The organism is Amycolatopsis sp. GA6-003 (genome assembly GCF_046267895.1).
Taxonomy (GTDB): domain Bacteria; phylum Actinomycetota; class Actinomycetes; order Mycobacteriales; family Pseudonocardiaceae; genus Amycolatopsis.
This window is the reverse complement of the sequence record NZ_CP176499.1, coordinates 89,029-108,137: the sequence shown is the minus strand read 5'-3', so window position 1 is coordinate 108,137 and position 19,109 is coordinate 89,029. Positions and strand designations below refer to the sequence as shown.

Annotated in this window: 19 protein-coding genes; 8 read left to right on the top strand and 11 right to left on the bottom strand. The window is 70.0% G+C overall.

Going from position 1 to position 19,109, the window contains the following annotated elements; all coding sequences use genetic code 11:
- Nucleotides 1-43 precede the first annotated feature (43 nt).
- Nucleotides 44-616 carry a hypothetical protein gene (locus tag F9C12_RS00510; RefSeq protein ID WP_409464292.1) on the top strand — a complete coding sequence of 191 codons (573 nt, stop codon included), beginning with the start codon at nucleotides 44-46 and terminating at the stop codon, nucleotides 614-616.
- Between the two features lie 98 nt (nucleotides 617-714).
- Here F9C12_RS00510 and F9C12_RS00505 read toward each other — a convergent pair whose 3' ends face one another.
- The 3 genes from F9C12_RS00505 to cysD all read right to left on the bottom strand — a co-directional run bounded on the left by F9C12_RS00505 (nucleotide 715) and on the right by cysD (nucleotide 4,144).
- Entirely contained in the window at nucleotides 715-1,308 is a 594-nt protein-coding gene (locus F9C12_RS00505) for a hypothetical protein (RefSeq protein WP_409464291.1), read from the bottom strand.
- Between the two features lie 80 nt (nucleotides 1,309-1,388).
- The gene (cysC, locus tag F9C12_RS00500; protein WP_409464290.1) at nucleotides 1,389-3,227 is read right to left on the bottom strand and encodes an adenylyl-sulfate kinase; all 1,839 of its coding nucleotides are present in this window, start codon (nucleotides 3,225-3,227) and stop codon (nucleotides 1,389-1,391) included.
- Nucleotides 3,227-4,144: a sulfate adenylyltransferase subunit CysD gene (gene cysD / locus F9C12_RS00495; RefSeq protein WP_409464289.1), complete on the bottom strand. Its 918-nt coding sequence runs from the start codon at nucleotides 4,142-4,144 to the stop codon at nucleotides 3,227-3,229. Before cysD ends, cysC begins: the two co-directional genes overlap by 1 nt.
- Before the next feature lie 82 nt (nucleotides 4,145-4,226).
- Between cysD and F9C12_RS00490 the strand changes: the two genes are divergently transcribed.
- Nucleotides 4,227-4,712 carry a nuclear transport factor 2 family protein gene (locus tag F9C12_RS00490; RefSeq protein WP_409464288.1) on the top strand — a complete coding sequence of 162 codons (486 nt, stop codon included), beginning with the start codon at nucleotides 4,227-4,229 and terminating at the stop codon, nucleotides 4,710-4,712.
- Nucleotides 4,713-4,739: 27 nt separating this feature from the next.
- On the opposite strand, the gene F9C12_RS00485 is transcribed toward F9C12_RS00490, so the two are convergent.
- Nucleotides 4,740-5,654, bottom strand: coding sequence for a helix-turn-helix domain-containing protein (locus F9C12_RS00485; RefSeq protein WP_409464287.1), 915 nt, complete (start codon nucleotides 5,652-5,654; stop codon nucleotides 4,740-4,742).
- An 87-nt stretch (nucleotides 5,655-5,741) separates the two neighbouring features.
- On the opposite strand from F9C12_RS00485, the gene F9C12_RS00480 reads away from it, so the two are divergent.
- The 4 genes from F9C12_RS00480 (at nucleotide 5,742) to F9C12_RS00465 (ending at nucleotide 9,507) form a co-directional block, all read left to right on the top strand.
- Nucleotides 5,742-6,911 (top strand): hypothetical protein, encoded by a 1,170-nt coding sequence (locus F9C12_RS00480; protein ID WP_409464286.1) that lies wholly within the window; start codon nucleotides 5,742-5,744, stop codon nucleotides 6,909-6,911.
- A 4-nt stretch (nucleotides 6,912-6,915) separates the two neighbouring features.
- Nucleotides 6,916-7,695: an SDR family oxidoreductase gene (locus F9C12_RS00475; protein ID WP_409180023.1), complete on the top strand. Its 780-nt coding sequence runs from the start codon at nucleotides 6,916-6,918 to the stop codon at nucleotides 7,693-7,695.
- Nucleotides 7,696-7,705: 10 nt separating this feature from the next.
- Nucleotides 7,706-8,866: a sulfotransferase family protein gene (locus F9C12_RS00470; RefSeq protein WP_409464285.1), complete on the top strand. Its 1,161-nt coding sequence runs from the start codon at nucleotides 7,706-7,708 to the stop codon at nucleotides 8,864-8,866.
- Nucleotides 8,867-8,961: 95 nt separating this feature from the next.
- On the top strand, nucleotides 8,962-9,507 hold the full coding sequence (locus tag F9C12_RS00465) for a hypothetical protein (RefSeq protein WP_409464284.1): 546 nt from the start codon (nucleotides 8,962-8,964) through the stop codon (nucleotides 9,505-9,507).
- Nucleotides 9,508-9,664: 157 nt separating this feature from the next.
- On the opposite strand, the gene F9C12_RS00460 is transcribed toward F9C12_RS00465, so the two are convergent.
- A complete protein-coding gene (locus F9C12_RS00460) occupies nucleotides 9,665-10,447 on the bottom strand; it encodes a BPL-N domain-containing protein (protein WP_409464283.1) in 783 nt (260 codons plus the stop codon).
- Nucleotides 10,448-10,530: 83 nt separating this feature from the next.
- On the opposite strand from F9C12_RS00460, the gene F9C12_RS00455 reads away from it, so the two are divergent.
- A complete protein-coding gene (locus F9C12_RS00455; protein WP_409464282.1) occupies nucleotides 10,531-11,217 on the top strand; it encodes an endonuclease V in 687 nt (228 codons plus the stop codon).
- Here the strand turns inward: F9C12_RS00455 and F9C12_RS00450 are convergent.
- The 5 genes from F9C12_RS00450 to F9C12_RS00430 form a co-directional block, all read right to left on the bottom strand.
- Entirely contained in the window at nucleotides 11,214-11,387 is a 174-nt protein-coding gene (locus F9C12_RS00450; protein WP_409464281.1) for a hypothetical protein, read from the bottom strand. The genes F9C12_RS00455 and F9C12_RS00450 overlap by 4 nt on opposite strands.
- 78 nt (nucleotides 11,388-11,465) lie before the next feature.
- Complete coding sequence (locus F9C12_RS00445; RefSeq protein ID WP_409464280.1) at nucleotides 11,466-12,326, bottom strand: alpha/beta fold hydrolase; 861 nt, start codon at nucleotides 12,324-12,326, stop codon at nucleotides 11,466-11,468.
- 134 nt (nucleotides 12,327-12,460) lie between these two features.
- Nucleotides 12,461-14,050 carry a hydantoinase B/oxoprolinase family protein gene (locus tag F9C12_RS00440; protein WP_409180017.1) on the bottom strand — a complete coding sequence of 530 codons (1,590 nt, stop codon included), beginning with the start codon at nucleotides 14,048-14,050 and terminating at the stop codon, nucleotides 12,461-12,463.
- Nucleotides 14,047-16,104, bottom strand: a complete 2,058-nt coding sequence (locus F9C12_RS00435; RefSeq protein ID WP_409464279.1) for a hydantoinase/oxoprolinase family protein — start codon at nucleotides 16,102-16,104, stop codon at nucleotides 14,047-14,049. The genes F9C12_RS00440 and F9C12_RS00435 overlap by 4 nt, the downstream gene beginning before the upstream one ends.
- 27 nt (nucleotides 16,105-16,131) lie before the next feature.
- Complete coding sequence (locus F9C12_RS00430; protein WP_409464278.1) at nucleotides 16,132-17,469, bottom strand: MFS transporter; 1,338 nt, start codon at nucleotides 17,467-17,469, stop codon at nucleotides 16,132-16,134.
- Between the two features lie 138 nt (nucleotides 17,470-17,607).
- Between F9C12_RS00430 and F9C12_RS00425 the strand changes: the two genes are divergently transcribed.
- Nucleotides 17,608-18,633, top strand: a complete 1,026-nt coding sequence (locus tag F9C12_RS00425) for a LacI family DNA-binding transcriptional regulator (protein WP_409464277.1) — start codon at nucleotides 17,608-17,610, stop codon at nucleotides 18,631-18,633.
- Nucleotides 18,634-18,779: 146 nt separating this feature from the next.
- Here the strand turns inward: F9C12_RS00425 and F9C12_RS00420 are convergent, their stop codons facing one another.
- Nucleotides 18,780-19,106 (bottom strand): putative quinol monooxygenase, encoded by a 327-nt coding sequence (locus tag F9C12_RS00420; protein WP_409180013.1) that lies wholly within the window; start codon nucleotides 19,104-19,106, stop codon nucleotides 18,780-18,782.
- Nucleotides 19,107-19,109 lie beyond the last annotated feature (3 nt).

The window sequence follows — 19,109 nt, the reverse complement described above, 5'->3', positions numbered from 1 at the left end:
CACCACAAAGCGATTATTCCGGACAGAAACGGACGGATTTCCGATGAAACAATCACGGTTCAGATCGCTGCTGGCCGCGCTGGGCGGCGCGGTGCTCGCAGTTTCGCTCATTTCTCCCGCCGCGTCCGCTTCGCCCGCCTCGCCGGCCACCGTCGGCGACCTCGGCGGCATGCTGCTGCGCGAATTCTGCCAGGCCAACGGCTTCGCCGACGTCACGCGCCGCTCCGACGTCTGGTTCTGCGTCGGCAACCACAAAATCGACACGGCCGTGCCGCTGACCGCCGCGTGCCGGTGGCAATTTTCCGACCTGGTGGCGGCCGGTTTCACCGTGACCAACAACGGCGGCCGGTGCTGGGCGAATCCGTCCGCGTACTCCGATGTCAGCGGGATCGCGGTCAACCAGTACTGCAACTCGCTCGGCTATTCCGACGCCACCGTCGGCGACAATGTCGCGTCCTGGCGGTGCGCCGGGCACGGCACCTCGGTTCCGATCGACTTCCACGCCGCCTGCCGCTGGCAAAACCCGGTGTGGGTCGGCAAAGGCTTCATCCTGGTTCCGTATTTCAACAATTACGGAGACCGGTTCGGAATCCGGTGCCTGGCCCTGCTGCGCTAGGGTCGCGGCGACCCCGCCCGGTGCTGTTCGCCCCGCGCGCCGGGCGGGTGCCTCGTCAGGCGGCGTCTCTCTTTCCGGCCGGCCCGCGCCGGACGCCGTCACGCGCCGCGATGCGCCGCCCCGTTGACCCGTTCGACGAGTTCGTCGCGGTATTCCCGCGCCGCCTGGTACTCCGGTTCATCGCCGGTCGCCCGCTTCAGCGCGCCTTCCAGGATCTTCAGCCCCTGGCGTTCGTCGCCGTGCGAATCCGCCTGTCTCGCCGCGTTTTCCATGGCTTTCGCCAGCTTCGTCCGCGCTTCGGGCTCCTTGGCGGCCTGGTTGATCCGGATCCAGTTGCCGCCCGGATCCACGACGGTGAACCCGGTGTAGCGGTCGTTGCGCAGCCGCGGCCGGGTCATCCGCGGGATGCCGGAGACGAGCAGCTTTCCGTGCACGGCCCGCATCCCCGCCGCGAAGGCCTCGAACAGTTCGCTGGTGTCCTCCACGACGACCAGGCAGGTGCTGTACGACTGCGCAGGGTCGTAGCCGTCCATCCCGAAGAAGTGCAGGTTGAAATCTTCCCGCCGCACCGCGAGATGCGAGTACGGGCGGTCCTGCCGCGAGGTGATCTCGAAGCCGAGCATCTCGTAGAACGGCGCGATCTCGTCGATGGAGCGGCAGGGCAGCAGCGGAATGGTCAATTCGTTCGCCATGGCCTGAACGTAAGCGCATCTCCGCCGGGACGGCACATAGGTATTTGCTCGTGCGAACAGCTCCCGTGCCGCTCGGACCCTCACTCCAGGGCGGCGAGAACCAGCGCGGCCATCGCCGCCGGGTCGCCGTTTTCCGGGCGCAGCACCAGGTCCGGGGACCCGGGCCGTTCGTACGGCGCGTCCACCCCGGTGAATCCGGTGATCTCCCCTGAACGCGCTTTCGCGTACAGGCCCTTCGGGTCGCGGTCCTCGCACACTTCGAGCGGAGTGTCGACGAAAACCTCCGAAAACGGCAGCCCCGCCGTTTCGTGCACCGTGCGCGCGAGTTCGCGGTCTGCCTGGTACGGGCTGATCAGCGACACCACCGCCACGACGCCGGCGTCGGCGAACAGCTTGGCGACCTCCGCCACGCGGCGGATGTTCTCGGCCCGGTCCGCCGGGGCGAAGCCGAGGTCGGCGTTGAGCCCGTGCCGCAGGTTGTCGCCGTCCAGCAGGTAGGCGGGACGGCCCGAAGCGACCAGCCTGCGCTCCAGTTCGACGGCCACGCTCGACTTCCCCGACGCGGACAGGCCGGTGAGCCAGATCGTGCGGCCGCGAGTCGCGCGCTCGTCCCGCGACACCGCGGCCGGATGCCAGACGACGTTCGGCGCGGTCGTGCTCGGGCCGGTGATCATGCCCGCGCCGACGGTGTCTCCGGTGTGTTCGTCGACCAGGAGGAAACCGCCGGTCGGCCGGTTGCGCAGGTACGGGTCGAACAGCAGCGGCTGCCGCGTCCGCAGCCGGATCCGGCCGATCTCGTTGAGCGACAACGACTCCGCGGTCTCGTCGCGGTGCAGCGTGGTGACGTCGAGCCGGTAGTCGAGCGCGCGGACCTCGGCCCTCGTCTCGCGGGTGGTGTGCCGGACGAGGTAGTTCGCGCCCGGGACGAGCGCGGCCTGTTCGGAGAACCAGCACACCATCGCGTCGATCTCCTGGCCCACGTGCGGCCGGTTGCCCGGCCGGCAGATCAGGTCGCCGCGGCCGAGGTCCAGTTCGTCGGCCAGTTCGATGGCGACCGCCAGCGACGCGAACGCCTCGGACACCTCGACCCCGCCGGGTCCCCAGATCGCGCGCACGGTCGTGGTGAACCCGGATGGCAGCACCGTGACCTCGTCGCCGGGCTTGAACACGCCTCCGGCGACCGTCCCGGCATAGCCGCGGAAATCGCGGCTGTGCTCGCGAATCACGTATTGCACCGGAAAACGCGCGTCGACCAGATTGCGATCCGAAGCGACGTGCACCTGTTCGAGGTGATGCAGCAGCGAAGTGCCTTCGTACCAAGGCATGCTCGCGCCCCGGTGCACCACGTTGTCGCCGTGCAGCGCGGACATCGGCACGAACGTCAGGTCCGGGGTGTGCAGTTTCATCGCGAACCGGCGGAAGTCCTCGCGGATTTCCTCGAACCGTTCCTGCGACCAGCCGACCAGGTCCATTTTGTTCACGCACACCACCAGATGCCGGATGCCCAGCAGGCTGGCGAGGAACGCGTGCCGGCGCGACTGTTCGAGCACGCCCTTGCGCGCGTCCACCAGGATCAGCGCGACGTCCGAAGTGGACGCTCCGGTGACCATGTTCCGGGTGTACTGCACGTGTCCCGGCGTGTCGGCGATGATGAACTTCCGCTTGGGCGTGGCGAAATACCGGTGCGCGACGTCGATGGTGATGCCCTGTTCGCGTTCCGCGCGCAGGCCGTCGGTGAGCAGGGCGAGATTCGGGTACGCCTCGCCGCGGTCCCGGCTGGTGCGCTCGATCGCTTCGAGCTGGTCGGCGAACACCGTCTTCGAATCGAAGAGCAACCGGCCGATCAGCGTCGATTTGCCGTCGTCCACGCTGCCCGCGGTGGCGAGCCGCACCGTCGTGACCCGGTCTCGCGCGCTCATCAGAAGTAGCCTTCCTTTTTGCGGTCTTCCATCCCCGCCTCGGAAATCCGGTCGTCGGCCCGGGTCGCGCCGCGTTCGGTGACCCGCGTCGCGGCCACCTCGGCCACCACTTCCGCGGGCGAGGAGGCGGTCGACTCGACGCAGCCGGTGCAGGTCGCGTCGCCGATCGTGCGGAAGCGAACCGTTGCCGGACAAGGAACCTCGCCCTCGGCCAGGGTGAGGAACCGGGTGTCCGCGAGCAGCATCCCGTCGCGCTGGACCACTGGTCGGCGATGCGCGTAGTACAGCGACGGCAGAGGCACGTTCTCGGCTTCGACGTACTGCCAGATGTCCAGCTCGGTCCAATTCGACAACGGGAACACCCGGATGTGCTCGCCCTTGCGATGCCTGCCGTTGTAGAGATTCCACAGTTCCGGACGCTGCCGCCGGGGATCCCACTGGCCGAATTCGTCGCGGAAGCTGAACACGCGTTCCTTGGCGCGGGCTTTCTCCTCGTCGCGCCGTGCGCCGCCGAACACCGCGTCGAAGCCGTTCTCGCGGATGCCGCGCAGCAAAGTCGTGGTCTGGAGCCGGTTCCGGCCCGCCTTCGGGTCTTCGACAACTCGGCCCGCGTCGATGTCGTCCTGGACGCTCGTGACCAGCAGCCGCAACCCGTAGCGCTCGACGGTTTCGTCCCGGAACCGGATCACCTCGTCGAAATTGTGCCCGGTGTCGACGTGCAGGACCGGGAACGGCACCGGCGCGGGCCAGAACGCTTTCGCCGCGACGTGCAGCATCACCATCGAGTCTTTGCCGCCGGAGAACAGCAGCACCGGCCGTTCGAAGGTCGCCGCGACCTCGCGGAAGACGTGCACTGCTTCGGCTTCGAGCGCACCGAGGTGGCTCAGCTCGTAGGCCGGGGGTGCCTGGGTCGCCATCGGATCCGCCCTTCCGGGGTTCGAGGACAGAAAAGTAGAACAGGTTCTTGCACTCGGTCAAGCGGCGGGGGAGGCTGAACGGATGGACCTCGTCGCACTCGAAGAAATCCGCCGGGTGAAATTCCGCTATCTGCGCTGCCTCGATCTGAAGCGCTGGGACGAGATGGCCGAGACGCTGACGGCCGACGCCCGCGTGCACTACGGGACGCCCTCCTACGGCGAACCGCTGAACTTCGACAACCGCGACGCGCTGATGGAGTTCCTGCGCACCGCCGTCGGCCCCGGCATCACGACGATGCACTTCGCCGGGCATCCGGAAATCGAGATCGACGGCGACCTCGCGACCGGCCGGTGGCTGTTCCAGGACAAAGTGATCGTCGCCGAGCACCGGGTGGTCATCGAGGGAGCCGCGTACTACGAGGACACCTACCGGCGCGAGAACGGCGAATGGCGGATCAGCAGCACCGGGTACGAACGGCTGTACGAAACGCTGGTCTCGATGAAGGACCAGCCGGGGTGGAAGCTGACAGCGAACCGGTGGGGCCAGTCCTCGGTTTCGGGTCCGTGACGGGAATCCTGAAGGACTCAGCTTTCTTCAGGATTCCCCGCACAGACGGCAAGCCTGCGCCCAGCCGGGACGGACGCCGCCCGCCTCTGCCGTGACCGCGTCCGCGACGGCCGCCAAAGCCGCGCCCCGCCGGGCGATTTCGGCACCCGTGATCGGTTCCCCGACCGACAGCGTCAGCACCAGTTCCTGCCGCCCCGACGCGTCGAAGGTCGGGGCGGCCAGCAGGCTCACCGCGTGCTTCTTCCGCGGTTCGAGGTCCGCGCCGAGGTAGACCCGCTCCCCCAGGCTCGACACCAGCTCGCCGACCAGCCCGCGCACCTCGGGCGGCAGATCTCCCGCCGCCACGCCGGCCATCAGCGTGTAGAGCCGGCGGCCCGCGGACGTCAGGCTTTCCACCAGATACCCGTGTTCGCGGCACTCGGCGACCACCCGGCGGAGGTACGCCTCGTCCAGCCGGACCGGGACCGCGGGCGGCGTGGCGAGCCAGGCGTCGAAGGCGGAATCCGTGTCCCACAGCACGTACATCAGCCCGACCGGCGGCGCGAACGGGTACGTCTCGCCGAGCCGCACCTTCCCCGGCCCGGCGCTCTGCAGCATCAGGATCCGCCCGTCCACCACCGCCGACGCGGTGCACGTCGCCTGGTACCGGGCGCTGACGTCTTCCAGGTGCGCGCGGGCGATTTCGCTGGCGCCGAAGCCTTCCGCCGCCGCGCGCCCGGCCGCGATCATCGCCGGACCCAGGCGGTAGGTCGTGGTCCGGGGATCGCGGACCACGTACCCGGCCGCGGTCAGCTCGGTGAGGATGCCGAGGCAGGTCGGCTTGCTCAGGCCCAGTTCGCGGGCCAGCGCGGAAAGCCCGAAGCGCCGGCCCGGCCGGGCCGAGAAATAGTCCAGCAGCCGCACGACCCGTTCGGTCGGCGGCGAGCGCCGGGCAACCGCCATTGACCCATCCTTAGAACGCGTTCTAGTCTCAACCGACACCGAACGTACCACTCCGGTACGGATTTGGACCAGCGTGAGGAGTCTCCGGTGCTGACCGAACCGCTCGCCGGCGCGATCGCCGAAGCCGAAAAGATCATCGCCGAGGCCCCGCACGTCCGGACCGAACAGGACCTGATCGAGGGCTACGACTACCTCGCGGGCAGCATCCGCGCCTCGGTCCAGGCGGCGTGGGCCTACGACCGGGACTTCCCGTACTTCACCCTCTCCACCGGCCCGTACACGAAAATGGGCCTGGACAACCCGGACACCCTGTATTTCAACGCGAACATCCGCGAGGACCGCGAATACGTCGTCACCGGAACCCGCGGCACCACCGCCGACCTGAGCTTCCAAGTCCTCAACGGCGACTACACGCCGGTCGAGGTGCCCGACAGCGTGACCGCGTTCGACGACCGCGACATCCCGATCGCCGCCGACGGTTCCTTCGAGATCCGCTTCGGCCCGGCGAAACCCGATCCCGAACCCGGCTATTTCGTGCTCGGCCCGGGTTCGTCGATGCTCGTCGTGCGCGAGGTCTACAGCGACTGGGCGACCGAACGGCGCGGGACGATCCAGCTCCGCTGCGCCGACACCACCGGCCAGGCCCCGCCCGCCCCGACCCGCACGGCGATGGAGAAACGGTACGGCGTCACCGGGAAGATCCTGCTCAGCCGGCTGCGGACGTTCCTCGCCTTCCCGAAGTGGTTCTACCTGAACCTCCCGGTGAACACGATGACCGAACCGCGCAGCACGCCCGGCGGCCTGCCCACGCAGTACTCCTCGGCCGGGCACTACGAACTCGCCGACGACGAGGCCATGATCGTCACCGTGCCCCGTTCCGACGCGCCGTACCAGGGCATCCAGCTCGGCAGCACCTGGTATGTCTCGCTCGACTACGTGCACCACCAGACCAGCCTCACCGCCGACCAGGCCCGGGCCGACCCGGACGGCAAGCTGCGGTTCGTGATCAGCGAACGCGACCCCGGCCTCGCGAACTGGCTCGAACGCACCGGGCACGACCGCGGCTACGTCCAGATCCGCTGGCAGCGGCTTTCCCGGGAGCTGACCGCGGCCGACGGGCCGGAGGTCGAGGTCGTGAAGTTCGCCGAACTCCCCGACCGGCTGCCCTACCACTCGCGGGCCCGCGTGACCCCCGGGGAATGGGCACAGCGGATCGCCGCGCGACAGGCCGCGGTGGCGGCCAGGATGCTGGGCTGAGGCCATGGACCTGCTGACCGGCAAAGTCGTTCTCGTGTCCGGAATCGGCCCGGGGCTGGGCCGCTCCCTCGCGCTGCGGTCGGCGGCGGCCGGGGCCGACGTCGTCCTCGCCGCGCGCACCGAATCCCGGCTCGCCGAAGTCGCCGCCGAGGTCGAAGCGCTCGGCCGACGCGCCGTTTCGGTGCCCACCGACATCACCGACGACGCCTCGGCGACCAAGCTTGTCGAGACCGCGCTCAGCGAGTTCGGGCGACTGGACACCTTGGTGCACAACGCTTTCGCGATCCCGCCGATCACCGACCTCGCCGAAGTCGATCTCGACGCGGTGCGCGCGGGCTTCGAAACCAACGTGCTCGCCGCGCTCCGGCTCACCCGGCTCTGCACCTCCGCGCTCGCCGAAAGCGCCGGTTCGGTCGTGATGATCAACTCGGCGGTGCTGCGGCATTCACGGCGCACTTTCGGCGCGTACAAAATGGCCAAGGCGAGTTTGCTCGCGCTCGCGCAAAGCCTCGCTTCGGAACTCGGCCCGCGCGGAATCCGGGTCAATTCCATTGCCCCGGGCTACATCTGGGCGGACTCGCTCAAGTGGTATTTCGCTTACCTGGCCAAGGAACGCGGCGTGCCCGCCGAGCAGGTGTACGCGGAAACGGCGGAGACGATCGACCTGCGCCGCCTCCCGGAACCGGACGAGATCGCCGACACCGTCGTGTTCCTCGCGTCCGCGCTCGCTCGCTGCGTCACCGGGCAATGCCTCGACGTCAACGCCGGCGAATACCACCACTGAGGGGAAGAGCATGCGTCCAGGACGAGACAGCGTCGGCACGGTCGAGGACCTCCACGCGTCCGCCACGAAACTCACCGGCCTCGACGATTTCGGCGACGGCGAATACCTCGAAGGCTTGCGCGTCCTGCTCGATTCCTACGCCGCCGAAGCCGATTTGACTCCGTATGGCAACAAAGTCCACCGTGCGTTCCTGCGCGGGGCTCTGGTCGCGCGGCTGCTGAGCGAAGCCGCGTGGAAGCGGAATCCGCAGTACGCCGACGTCCCCGTCGAGCGGCCGATTTTCGTCACCGGCCTGCCGCGCACCGGAACCACGGCACTGCACCGGCTGCTCACCGAAGACCCGGCGCACCAGGGTCTCGAAGTGTGGCTGACCGAAGTGCCGCAGCCGCGCCCGCCGCGCGAAACGTGGGCGGACAACCCGGTCTTCCAAGCGATTCAGGCCGGATACGAACAGCACCACGTCGAGCATCCGGAATTCATGGGCCTGCACCACATGTCGGCGGACCAGGTCGAAGAATGCTGGCAGCTGCTGCGGCAGTCGATGAAATCCGTGTCGTACGAATGCCTCGCGCACGTGCCCGGCTACTCGCGCTGGCTCGACGGGCAGGACTGGACCGGCGCCTACCGCAGGCACCGGCGCAATCTGCAGCTCATCGGCCTGCCCGACGCCGGCCGCCGCTGGGTGCTCAAGAACCCGAGCCATCTGTTCGCCCTCGACGCGCTGCTGGAGGTCTACCCGGACGCGCTGGTCGTGCAGACGCATCGCGCGCCCAGCACCGTCATCGCGTCGGTGTGCAGCCTGACCGAGCAGGCTTCGGAAGGCTGGTCGGACACCTTCCGCGGCGAGATCGTCGGACGCAGCCAGCTCGACCTCTGGGCGCGCGGTGCGGAGCAGTTCGCGGCCGCCCGCGCGCGGCACGACCCCGCGCAGTTCTGCGACGTCCGGTACGAGGACTTCGTCGCCGACCCGATCGGCACCGTCGAAGGCGTCTACCAGCACTTCGGCCTCGACCTCGGTCCGCGGGCGCGCGAAGCGATGACCGCGTTGCACCAGCGGAGCCGTACCGGGGCCGCGAAACCGAGGCACCGCTACGACCTCGCCGATTTCGGCCTGACCGCCGGGGAGGTCGACGAGCGGTTCGCCGGATACCGCGCCGCGCCGCGAAGTTGAGGCCGTTTCGAGACCGGCATCTTCGGCGAACCGGGCACGCGGCCGCGGGCCGCCCCCTAGGATCTGCCTGACTTTTCCTTGAGCGGAGAGCAGGTATGACGACCCTCACCAACACGATCCTCGAGATTCTCCCGCTGGCGTTGCTGCTCATCGTGGGGCTGTTCGGCCTGATCCTCTCGATCGGCCGGCGCTCGCGCGGCGGCTCCGGGATGATGGTGGCCGCCTTCGTGGTCATGCTCGTCACCACGGGGCTGAACATCGCCTGGCGGCTCATGCTGACGAACGTCGCGTCCTGGATGGCTGCGGACCACCTGAGCAGCGACGAGATGTCGACGATCTTCCTGGCCGTGGGCATCCCGCTCGGCCTTCTCGAAGTGCTGTCGTGGCTGCTGGTCGTGCTCGCGGTGGCGAAGGGCGGCCGCGCTCCCCAGCCCGGGTTCGCGCCCGGCGGGTACCCGATGGGCGGGCAGCCGGGGTATCCGCAGGCCGGGTACGGCCAGCCCGGGTATCCGCAAGCCGGGTACGCGCAGCAGGGGTACCCGCAGCCGGGGTATCCGCAGACCGATCCCGGTCAGCAGTCCGGGTACTCCCAGCCGCCGCAGCCCAACCCGGGCGAAGGCCCGCAGCAGCCGCCGAACTGACGCGGTCAGACCGCCGCGGTTGGGCCGCCAGCGATTTTCAGTTTCGCTGAAGAGCCCGAGCGGCGTGCCGGTCGCCGGTCTTGATCTCCGCCGGGGTCGCGGTCTTCGTGATCTTCAACGCGGGCAGCGGTGGAAACAGCGGCGCGTTTCCCTTTCGCTACCGCGAGACAGTGGCCTGAATCAGGTCGTACGCGAGGTCCATCCGGATGCCGTCCGGATTGGTGAGCCCCTTCTCGTCGTACCAGGAGGCGTCGGCTTCCGGATGCGGCCCGCTGACGCCCACGCGCCCCTTGCCGTACGGAGCCACGACCACCGCGGCCGCGCCGTTCGAGTACGTCGCCAGCACCGTCGCGTCGGCCCCGTCGTCGAGCCGGAACGCGGGCCCGTCCTGGAAATACAGGTGCCGCGGCTTCCCGCGCCAGCTGACCTCGATGACGGTGTCGCGCTCGTCCGGGACCGTCGAGCCGGGGGAACCCGCGTACCCGTGCGAGTCGCCGGGCAGCAGGCCGAAGCCCGGATCGCGGCCCGCCAGATAGCCGCCGAAGCACAGTCCGAGGTAGCTGCCGCCGCCCCGGACCCAGTCGCGCATCGCGGCGGCGGACGCGTCCAGATCCTGCCAAGTCCGGTCGAGGTCCTGCCCGCCGCCCGGCTGGACGTACAACTGCGCCTGGGCCAGCACGGCCGCGGTGAGCGGCTTCCCCGTGCCCGGCCCCACGTACTCGACCCGGTAATGCTGCGGCGCCCGGCGCAGCAGATCAGCCACCGCGGGCCCGCACTCCGCGCATCCCTGCGGCCCGTTGTACACCAGCGCGAGCGGCGCTTCCGCACTCCGCACCGGCGGTTCCGGCTCGGCTTCCGGCCGCCCGCACCCCACCGCCAGCAGCGCGGCGGCGAGAAGCCCGCACAGCACCCGACGCCGCTTCCCGGCAGCACCGGACATCGTTCCCCCCTGTGCCGACCCGTCCCTGTCCGTTAGCTTCCCATAGGGTTTCCCCTCCGAGCACCGCATCCCCGAGGACCTCCATGCCCGCCTGGCCCGCCACCGAGGCCGCCGCCGTCGCCGAACAACACCGGCTGCGCGCCCTCGTATACCCGACCGGCCCGGCCCCCGCCGACGGTGCCCTAGTCGCGGGTGTCGACGTCGCTTATGACGACGAACGGGACGTCGTTGTCGCAGCCGCCGTGCTCGTCGATTTCGGCACTCTGGAAACGGTGGAGGAAACGACCGCGACCGGACCGGTCAGCTTCCCGTACGTGCCGGGTCTGCTCGCCTTCCGCGAACTCCCGCCGGTCCTGGACGCCCTGGCCGCCCTCCGCCGCCGCCCGGACCTGGTCCTCTGCGACGGCTACGGTCTGGCCCACCCGCGCCGCCTCGGTCTGGCCAGCCACCTGGGCGTCCTGACCGGCCTCCGGACGGCCGGGGTCGCCAAAACGCCGTTCACCTTCACGCACGAGGCACCCGGCCCGGCGCGCGGTGACTGGTCCCCGCTGCTCGACGGCGCGGAGGTGGTCGGCCGCGCTTTGCGTACGCAGACCGGGGTCAAGCCGGTCTTCGTGTCAGTGGGCCATCGGATCGGCTTGGCCGAAGCCTGCGAGGCGACGCTGGCGCTGACACCGGACTACCGGCTGCCGGAGACGACCCGCCGAGCGGATTCCCTCTGCCGACGGACGTTGGCGGAAGCTGGTCCGCATACCGAAGCCCGGAGCTAGCCGCCGCACAGCCAGCGGCTGACGACCGCGAAAACCTCCTCGCCGAGCCCACACATCGGCTCGACGCGGTGCAGCAGCACTACCTCCCGGGCAGCAAACGCGAACCCGGCGAGACCGATCCCCAGACCCTCGTCCGCGAAATCCGCGCCGAAATCCTGCTGTTCGCACACGAGAACGCATCGGCAGCCGTGACGCTGGCACACGGCTGCAGCACGGAGCCCGCAATCGACCACAGTGGACAGCGCCGATCAGGGCTGCGAAGCCGCCAAAGCCGCAGTCCGCTCGATAATGCCAGCCAAGACCGCCGCCGCCTCTTCCGGAACCCAGTGGCTGACCCCGGACAGGATCTCCAGCCGGTAGGCACCCTCGACGTACTCCCCGGCCAGTTCCGCGCTCCGGCGCGACAGTGCCTGGTCCCCGTCGCTCCACACGTGCGTCGTCGGGGCCGTCACCCGGGCCCGGAGGCTCGACGGGTTCAGCAGGAGCATCGCGCGGTACCAGTTCAGGCCGCCGGTCAGTGCGCCGCCGAGCAGGATTTCGCGGTGCACGTCGGCGATCTGCGCCGGGGTCATCCCGGTCGCGGCGAGGGCGCGGTCCAGCAGCCGCGGACGGCGGCGCAGAACGAATTCGGGCAGCCACGGCAGCTGGAAGAAGAGCATGTAGGACGAACGGACGAGCTGGTCGCTGGTCAGCATCGCGCGCAGGAACGCGCCGGAATGCGGCACCGACACCGTCGTCAGCGACCGGACCAGCTCCGGGTGCCGCGCCGCGGTCGACCAGGCCGCGTTGGCTCCCCAGTCGTGCCCGGCCAGATGCACCGGACCGGCCCCGGCGGCGGCGATCAGCGCGGCCGTGTCGGCCACGAGGCGGCTCGACCGGTACGCGAAGCGGCCCCGGGGACGCGCACGCCGCGAGTAGCCCCGCTGATCCGGCACGAGCGTGCGGAATCCGCGCTCGTTGAGCAGCGCCGCGACCTCCGACCACGACGTGCCGGTCTGCGGGAACCCGTGCAGCAGGACGACCGGCTCGCCGTCCAGCGGGCCGGTGTCGCGGACGTCGAAGGTCAATCCGTCGTGGTCGAAAGAGCCGACGCGGCTGGCGGTGGGCACGACGGGCCTCCACGCGGCGAACAGCGACCGTCAGGGCGGGGCCGCCGGCCGTCCGGACGAGCGTAACTAACTCCGAGTAAGTTGCCGAAGAGTCAACCAGCTGTCCAGCGCCCGCCCGGCGGCCCCGGATCCCGTTACGCCCCAGCGGTTTCCGGAACCCCGTAGCCCCCTCCCCCGCCGGACTCGCACCGCAGCACGTCCCCCCGCCGCACCCGCAGGCTGTTCACCTTCAGCATCTCCCGGGCCTCCGGCGTCCCGGGGTTCAGCACCACCCGCGGCGGCGCGCCCGCCGACCCGCCGAAAAGCCCCCACGCGGGCGTCACCGAGCGTTCCCACCACAGCGACAGGTCTTGATCCGCCTCCATCACGTACTCCCGGATCACCCCGTCTCCCCCGCGCCAGCGCCCCGCGCCGCCCGAACCCGCGCGGATGCGGTATTCGTTCACCCGCACCGGATACAGCGTTTCGACCACCTCGACCGGCAGGTCCCGCAGCGAACCGTTGACGTTGTTGATCAGCGCCGTCTCCCCGTCGCCGCCCTTCCAGGCGCCCCAGCCGCCGACGGTCGCCTCCAGCGTCACGAACGGCTCCCCCGTCCGCGGATGCTCGCCGGCGAACTGCACGATCATCGAATCGCCGTAGCTGGCCGCCGCGACGCGGTCCGGCATCGCGGGCGCGAGCGCGGCCACCACGAGATCGATGAGCATGCCGAGGCTCGAGTAGTAGTACTGGCACGCCGCCGGCTCCCGCGCGCCGAGCATCGACCCGTCGCGGACCTGCACGTCCAGCGGCGCGAACGAACCGCCGTTCAGGCTCACCTGCGGCGAGATCAGCAGCTTGTACCCGACCCGCGCGGCCGAAATCGCCTGGGAGCGGCCGCAGTTGACCGGGCCGGTGGCCTGGTCCGCGCAGTCGGTGAGGTCGATCGTCATCGATTCGCCCTCGACGATGACCCGCACGCGCACCTTCAGCGGCGTGTCCGGGTCGATCGCGTCGTTGTCCAGATACCCAGTCGCCTCGTACTCGCCGTCCGGGATCGCCGCGATGCGTTCGCGCTCCAGCCGTTCGGTCTGGGCGAAGATCTGCTCGCGCGCGGCGTCGACGGTTTCCGCGCCGTAGCGGGCGAACAGCTCGCCCAGCCGCCGCACCCCCATCCGGGCGCAGGCGATCTGCGCGCGCATGTCGCCGAGGGTCACGTACGGGAAGCGCACGTTCGTCTCGATCAGCCGGAGGATGTCGGCGCATTCGACGCCGCCCGCGACGATCCGCGTCGGCCCCATCCGGAGACCCTCTTGGTAGATGTTCGTGGAATCCATCGAACCGCCGGGATCCTTGGAACCCATGTCGATCCAATGCGCCCGCGAAGCCGCGAAGCCGACCAGTTCCTCGCCGACGAAAATCGGCGCGTACACCGTGCAGTCGTTGAGGTGGGTGCCGCCGATGTAGGAGTCGTTGAGCACCCACACATCGCCGGGCTGCCAGACGTCCGCGCCGAAGAGCTCCTCGGTGTGGCTGGTGCAGATCTCCAGGTTCCCGAGGAAAATCGGCAGCCCGGACGACTGGCCGAGCACGCGGTGGTTCCGGTCCAGCAGCGCCACGGCGCAGTCCTTGCCCTCGTAGATCGTCGGCGTGTACGACGACCGGATGAGGGTCATGTTCATGTCCTCGGCCGCCTGGATCAGCGCCGAGCGGATGATTTCGGTGGTGACAGGGCTGATGCTCACGCGTGCTCCTCCTGCAGGTGGTCGGCGGCCGCGAGGGTGACGACCAGGAAGCCGTGGTCGTCCACGGCTAGTTCGGCGTCCGGCGGGACGACCGTGGTGGCGGTTTCCTCGTGCACGATCGCGGGTCCGGACAACCGGCTGCCGGGAGCGAGCGACGAACGCGCCACGATCGCGGTGGGCACCGGCTTTCCGGCGAACACGACGTCGCGGACCACCGGCTCCGGTCGTCCGGCACTCGTTTCGGCGGACGCGGCGGAACGGTCGACCACGCCGTGGCCGGTGGTGCGCAGCGCGACGAACTGCACCGGCGCGCCGGGGGTGGCGTGGCCGTAGCGCTGGTGGTGGATCTCGGCGAACCGCGCCTCAATGGCGGGCAGGAATTCCGGGCTGTCGACCGGATCGTCGTCCAGGATCGGCACGGTCAAGGTGTAGTCCTGGCTTTCGTACCGCATGTCGACGCCGTGCGTCACCGACCGCCGTTCCTCGGGAATTCCCTGTTCCCGCAACGCTTCCAGGGCCTGCTCGCGCAGCGAGTCGAGAGCGGTGCGCAACGCGCGGGTGTCGAGCTCGCTTCCGTTGGCGAAGAACTGCATGGTGAAGTCCCGCCGGACATCGGCTTCGAGCATGCCCCACGCGGAGAACGCTCCGGGGAACCGCGGCACGATCACCTCGGTGATGCCGATTTCCCGCGCGATGAACGCCGCGTGCATCGGTCCCGCGCCGCCGAACGCGAGCAGCGCGAACTGGCCCGGCTCGCGGCCGTGCTCGACGGTCAGGGTGCGGATCGCCTGCGCCATCTTGGCGTTTCCGACGTCGCAGATCCCGGACGCCAGCTCGACCGGGTCCATGCTGAGCTGCTGTGCCAGCGTCGCGACCGCCTTACGCGCGGCGTCGAGGTCGAGCGGCATGCCGCCGCCGGCGAACGACTCCGGATCGACCCGGCCCAGCACGCAGTTCGCGTCGGTGACGGTCGCCTGCGTGCCGCCGCGGCCATAGCACGCCGGACCGGGCACTGCGCCCGCCGATTCGGGGCCGACGCGCAACGCGTCGCCCTCGGCGTAGGCGAGCGAACCGCCGCCGGCGCCGACGGTGTGCAGGTTGACGAGCGGCATCAGCAGCGGGAAACCCTCCGCCTCGCCGTCCGGCGAAACGTCGGCCGCGTAGTCCATCACGAGCGAGACGTCGAACGAGGTCCCGCCCATGTCCACGCAGATCAGGTCCGGACGGCCGAGCAGCTTCGCCGCCGCGACGCCGCCCATCGTGCCGCCGACCGGGCCGGACAGCAGCGTCTGCAGCGGATGCCGCCGCGCGAACCCGGCGTTGACCAGCCCGCCGGAGGACTGCATGACGTGCACCGGGACGTGCAGGCCCTTCTCGGTGAACCGCGCCTCGATGCGGTCGAGGTAGCGATGCACCGACGGGCCGGTGTAGGCCTCCAGCACCGCCGTCGACGTCCGCTCGTACTCCCGCCATTCCGGCGCGACCTCGTGGGAAAGCACGACCAGCGCGTCGTCGCCGAGTTCGGCGCGCAGGATCTCCCCCGCGCGGCGCTCGTGCCCGGAATCCAGATAGGAGAACAGGAAACACACCGCGACGGCCTCGAAACCCTCTTCGCGCACGCGTTTCGCGACCAGCCGCACGGCGTCCTCGTCGAGCGGTTCGAGTTCCGCGCCGGTCGCGTCGAGCCGTCCGGCGACCTCCGCGACCGCTTCCGGGCCGACGAGCGGCTCGGGCTTGCGGTAGTGCAGGTCGAACAGCCGGTTCCGGTTGCCGCGCGCGATCCGGTAGACGTCGCCGATCCCCTTCGTGGTCAGGATCAGCACCTTCGCGCCGCGCCGTTCGAGCAGCGCGTTCAGGCCTTGCGTGGTGCCGTGCACGAAGAACTCGATCTCGGCGAACGGCAGGTCGAATCCTTCGAGCGCGCCGAAAACGCCGCGCGCGAGGTCGTCGGGGGTGGTGAGCACCTTGCCCGCGCGCAGCCGCTGCGTCGCGCCGTCGTGGACGACCACGTCGGTGAAGGTGCCGCCGATGTCCATGGCGACCCGGTAGGTCATGAGAACTCCTTGTCGGATAAGGGAAACTCAGGTGAGCGCGCGGCCCTCGGTCTCGGGCAGCGGAAGGACGGCGAGAAGCGCGACGACGAGGAAGGCCACGATCGACGCGACGGTCAGCGAGGACGCGACGCCGTGGTCCATCATCGCGCCGATCACCGGCACGGAAACCGTGTTGGCCAGCAGAATCGCCGAGGTGGACCAGGAGTAGCCGACGCCGCGCAGCCCGGTCGGCAGCACCTCGGCGGACCAGGTGTTCCAGATGCCCCACGCGCCGAGCGAGAAGAACGCGAGGATCAGGTTGCCCGCGTACAGCTGCGTGGAACCGGTGGCGAGGCCGAACAGCACGCCGCCGATCGCCGAGGCCAGCGCGAACAGCAGGAAGATCCGCTTGCGCCCGTGCCGTCGGGTCAGCCACGCGGCGAGCAGGTAGCCGGGCACGGACACGACCTGGGTCACCGCGACGAACCACACCGCGCCGGACACGCTCAGCCCGCGGTTCTGCAGCAGCACCGGCAGCCACGTCTGCAGACCCCAGTAGCCCCAGCTGAACGTGAACGACGTGAGCAGCATCGGCAGGAACCGCCGCCGCACCGGCGAGCGGAACAGGTTGCGCACCGCGCCCGCCTTGCGGTCGGCGTCCTCGACGGAAAACGTGGTGTCCGCCGGGATTTTCGCACCGAGACCGCGCAGCACGGCGGTGGCTTCCGCGTGCCGGCCGCGCCGCGCGAGCCAGTACGGCGATTCCGGCACCCACCGCAGCACCGCGAACGCCCACAGCCCGGCCAGCGCGGCGACCACGGCGACCGCGCGCCAGCTGACCGTGCCGAGCGACTGGCTCACGCCGATGCACAGCAGCGTGCCGATCGGAAATCCGATGCTGAGCGCGACCGCGCCCTGGCCGCGCCGGGCGGTCGGCAGCAGTTCGAGGAAATACGGGAACGTGACCGCGTAGACCCCGCCGAACGCCACGCCGGACAGGAACCGCAGCACGACGAACGGCCAGAACGCCGGCGAAAGCCCGGCGGCCAGCGCGAGCACCGCGTAGATCAGCAGGCTCGCCACCGTCACGCGGCGGCGGCCGAGCCGGTCGATCAGCCCGCCCCACAGCAGCGCGCCGGGCACCATGCCGAACGCGACCGCGGACAGCGCCCAGCCGAGTTTCGTGTTGTCCACGCCGAATTCGTCCGCGATCCCGTTCGACACGTAGACCAGCCCGACCTGTTCCCAGGCCTCGACCACGAACGCGAAGAACAGCACCGATCCGGCGAGCCAATGCCGTCGGGTCAGCCCCATCCCGGTGCAGACGTCGCCGACGGTCGGCGCGGCGGCGGTAGTGGGCGGGGCGGGCTCGTGCGGGGCGGCCATGGCGCCTCCTATCATCATCAAAACGTTTTGATGAGCTTTCGCGGCATCAAACCCGCGCGCCGGTGCGGTGTCAAGCCCTCGCCGGCCGGGCGGTGGGCGATACTGGGCCGTCCGGAGGCAGGGCGGAGGGGAACCAGAGTGGACACCGACGGCGGCAAACGGCCGGTGACGATCCGGGAGGTCGCCGAACGCGCCGGGGTCTCGATCAGCACGGTTTCGCACGCGCTTTCCGGGCGCCGGCCGATTTCGGCGGCGACCAAGGCGCGGGTGCGCGAGGCCGCCGCGGAGCTGGGCTACGACCCGAACCCGAACGCGCGCTCGCTGCGCACCGGCCGGTCCGGGCTGGTCGGGCTCATCCTGCGGCCGCGCTACGCGGTGGCTGGCACGCCGGACCGCGCCGAAACGTTCAACCGGCTCGTCGGGTCGGTCGCGACCGAGATGCTGCGGCGCAAAACCGGGCTGATCCACGTGCCCGACCTGCACGATCCGGCGGTGGCGAGCGTGCCGATGGACGGCTGCATCGTGGCCCACCCCTACGGCGGCGACACCGCGCTGGCCGAACTGCTCGGCCGCGGCCTGCCGGTGGTGACGGTCGAGGAGGATCCGGAGCAGCCGGATTTGCCGTGGGCCGTGCGGCTGGACTACCCGCCGGTGGTCGAAGCCCTGCTGGACCACCTCTACGACCAGGGCGCGCGGGACGTGCTGCTGCTGTCGGGCACCGAGGACAACGCCTGGAACCGGCGGCCGCGCGAAACCTATCTGGCGTGGTGCGAGCGGCGCGCGCTGCCGCCGCGGACCGCCTTGCTCAGCGAAGGCCTGACCCCGGGGGACGTGCCCGAACTGGTGCAGCCCTTGCTGTCCGGCGCGGACCGGCCGGACGCGATCGTGGTCGCGACGAGCGATTTCGCCCCGCTCATCGCCGACGCCGCCGCCGCGCTGGGCCTGCGCGTCCCGGACGATCTGCTGCTGGCCGCGCTGACCGACAGCGAACACGCCCGCACGAGCACGCCGCCGATCACCGCGATGGACCTGACCCACGAAGCCTTGGCCGAACGCGCCGTGGAGCTGATGCTGGCCCGGCTGTCCGGGGCGGAAACGCCCGCGGGGCCGGTGTTCCGGACTCCGGAACTGCGGCTGCGGGAATCAACCCGGCGCCGGGGATGACGCCGGGTTTCCAGACGGAGGTGCCGCCCACGCAAAACACCCGGCTGGGACACCCCAGCCGAGCGTCTCGCTGAACTCCTCCCCGTTCCGGACAACCGCCCGCGGGGCAACCGCCCCGCGAATCCACCCCGAGCCGGGGTTCGCCGCTAGTCGACCGGGGTGACCTCGGCCATTTCCGACCAGGCCGCGCCGTCGAGGTTCTGGTAGTTGATCTCGGGCTTCTTCGCCACGACCGTCGACATGAACGGGAAGAACTCCTGCGCGTGCCGGGTGGCGACGTGCGCGTCCCCGGCGGCGCTGTCCGCGAAGACCTCGACCAGGACGAATTCGTTCTCGTTCTTGCCGTTCTGGTAGTAGTCGAACGAGACGTTGCCCGGTTCGCCGCGCACCTGCTCGGTGTAGCGCTCGATGCCTTCCAGCCATTCGGCGCGTTTCTCGGGGCGGATCTGTGCTTTGAGGACGATCAAGATCATGGG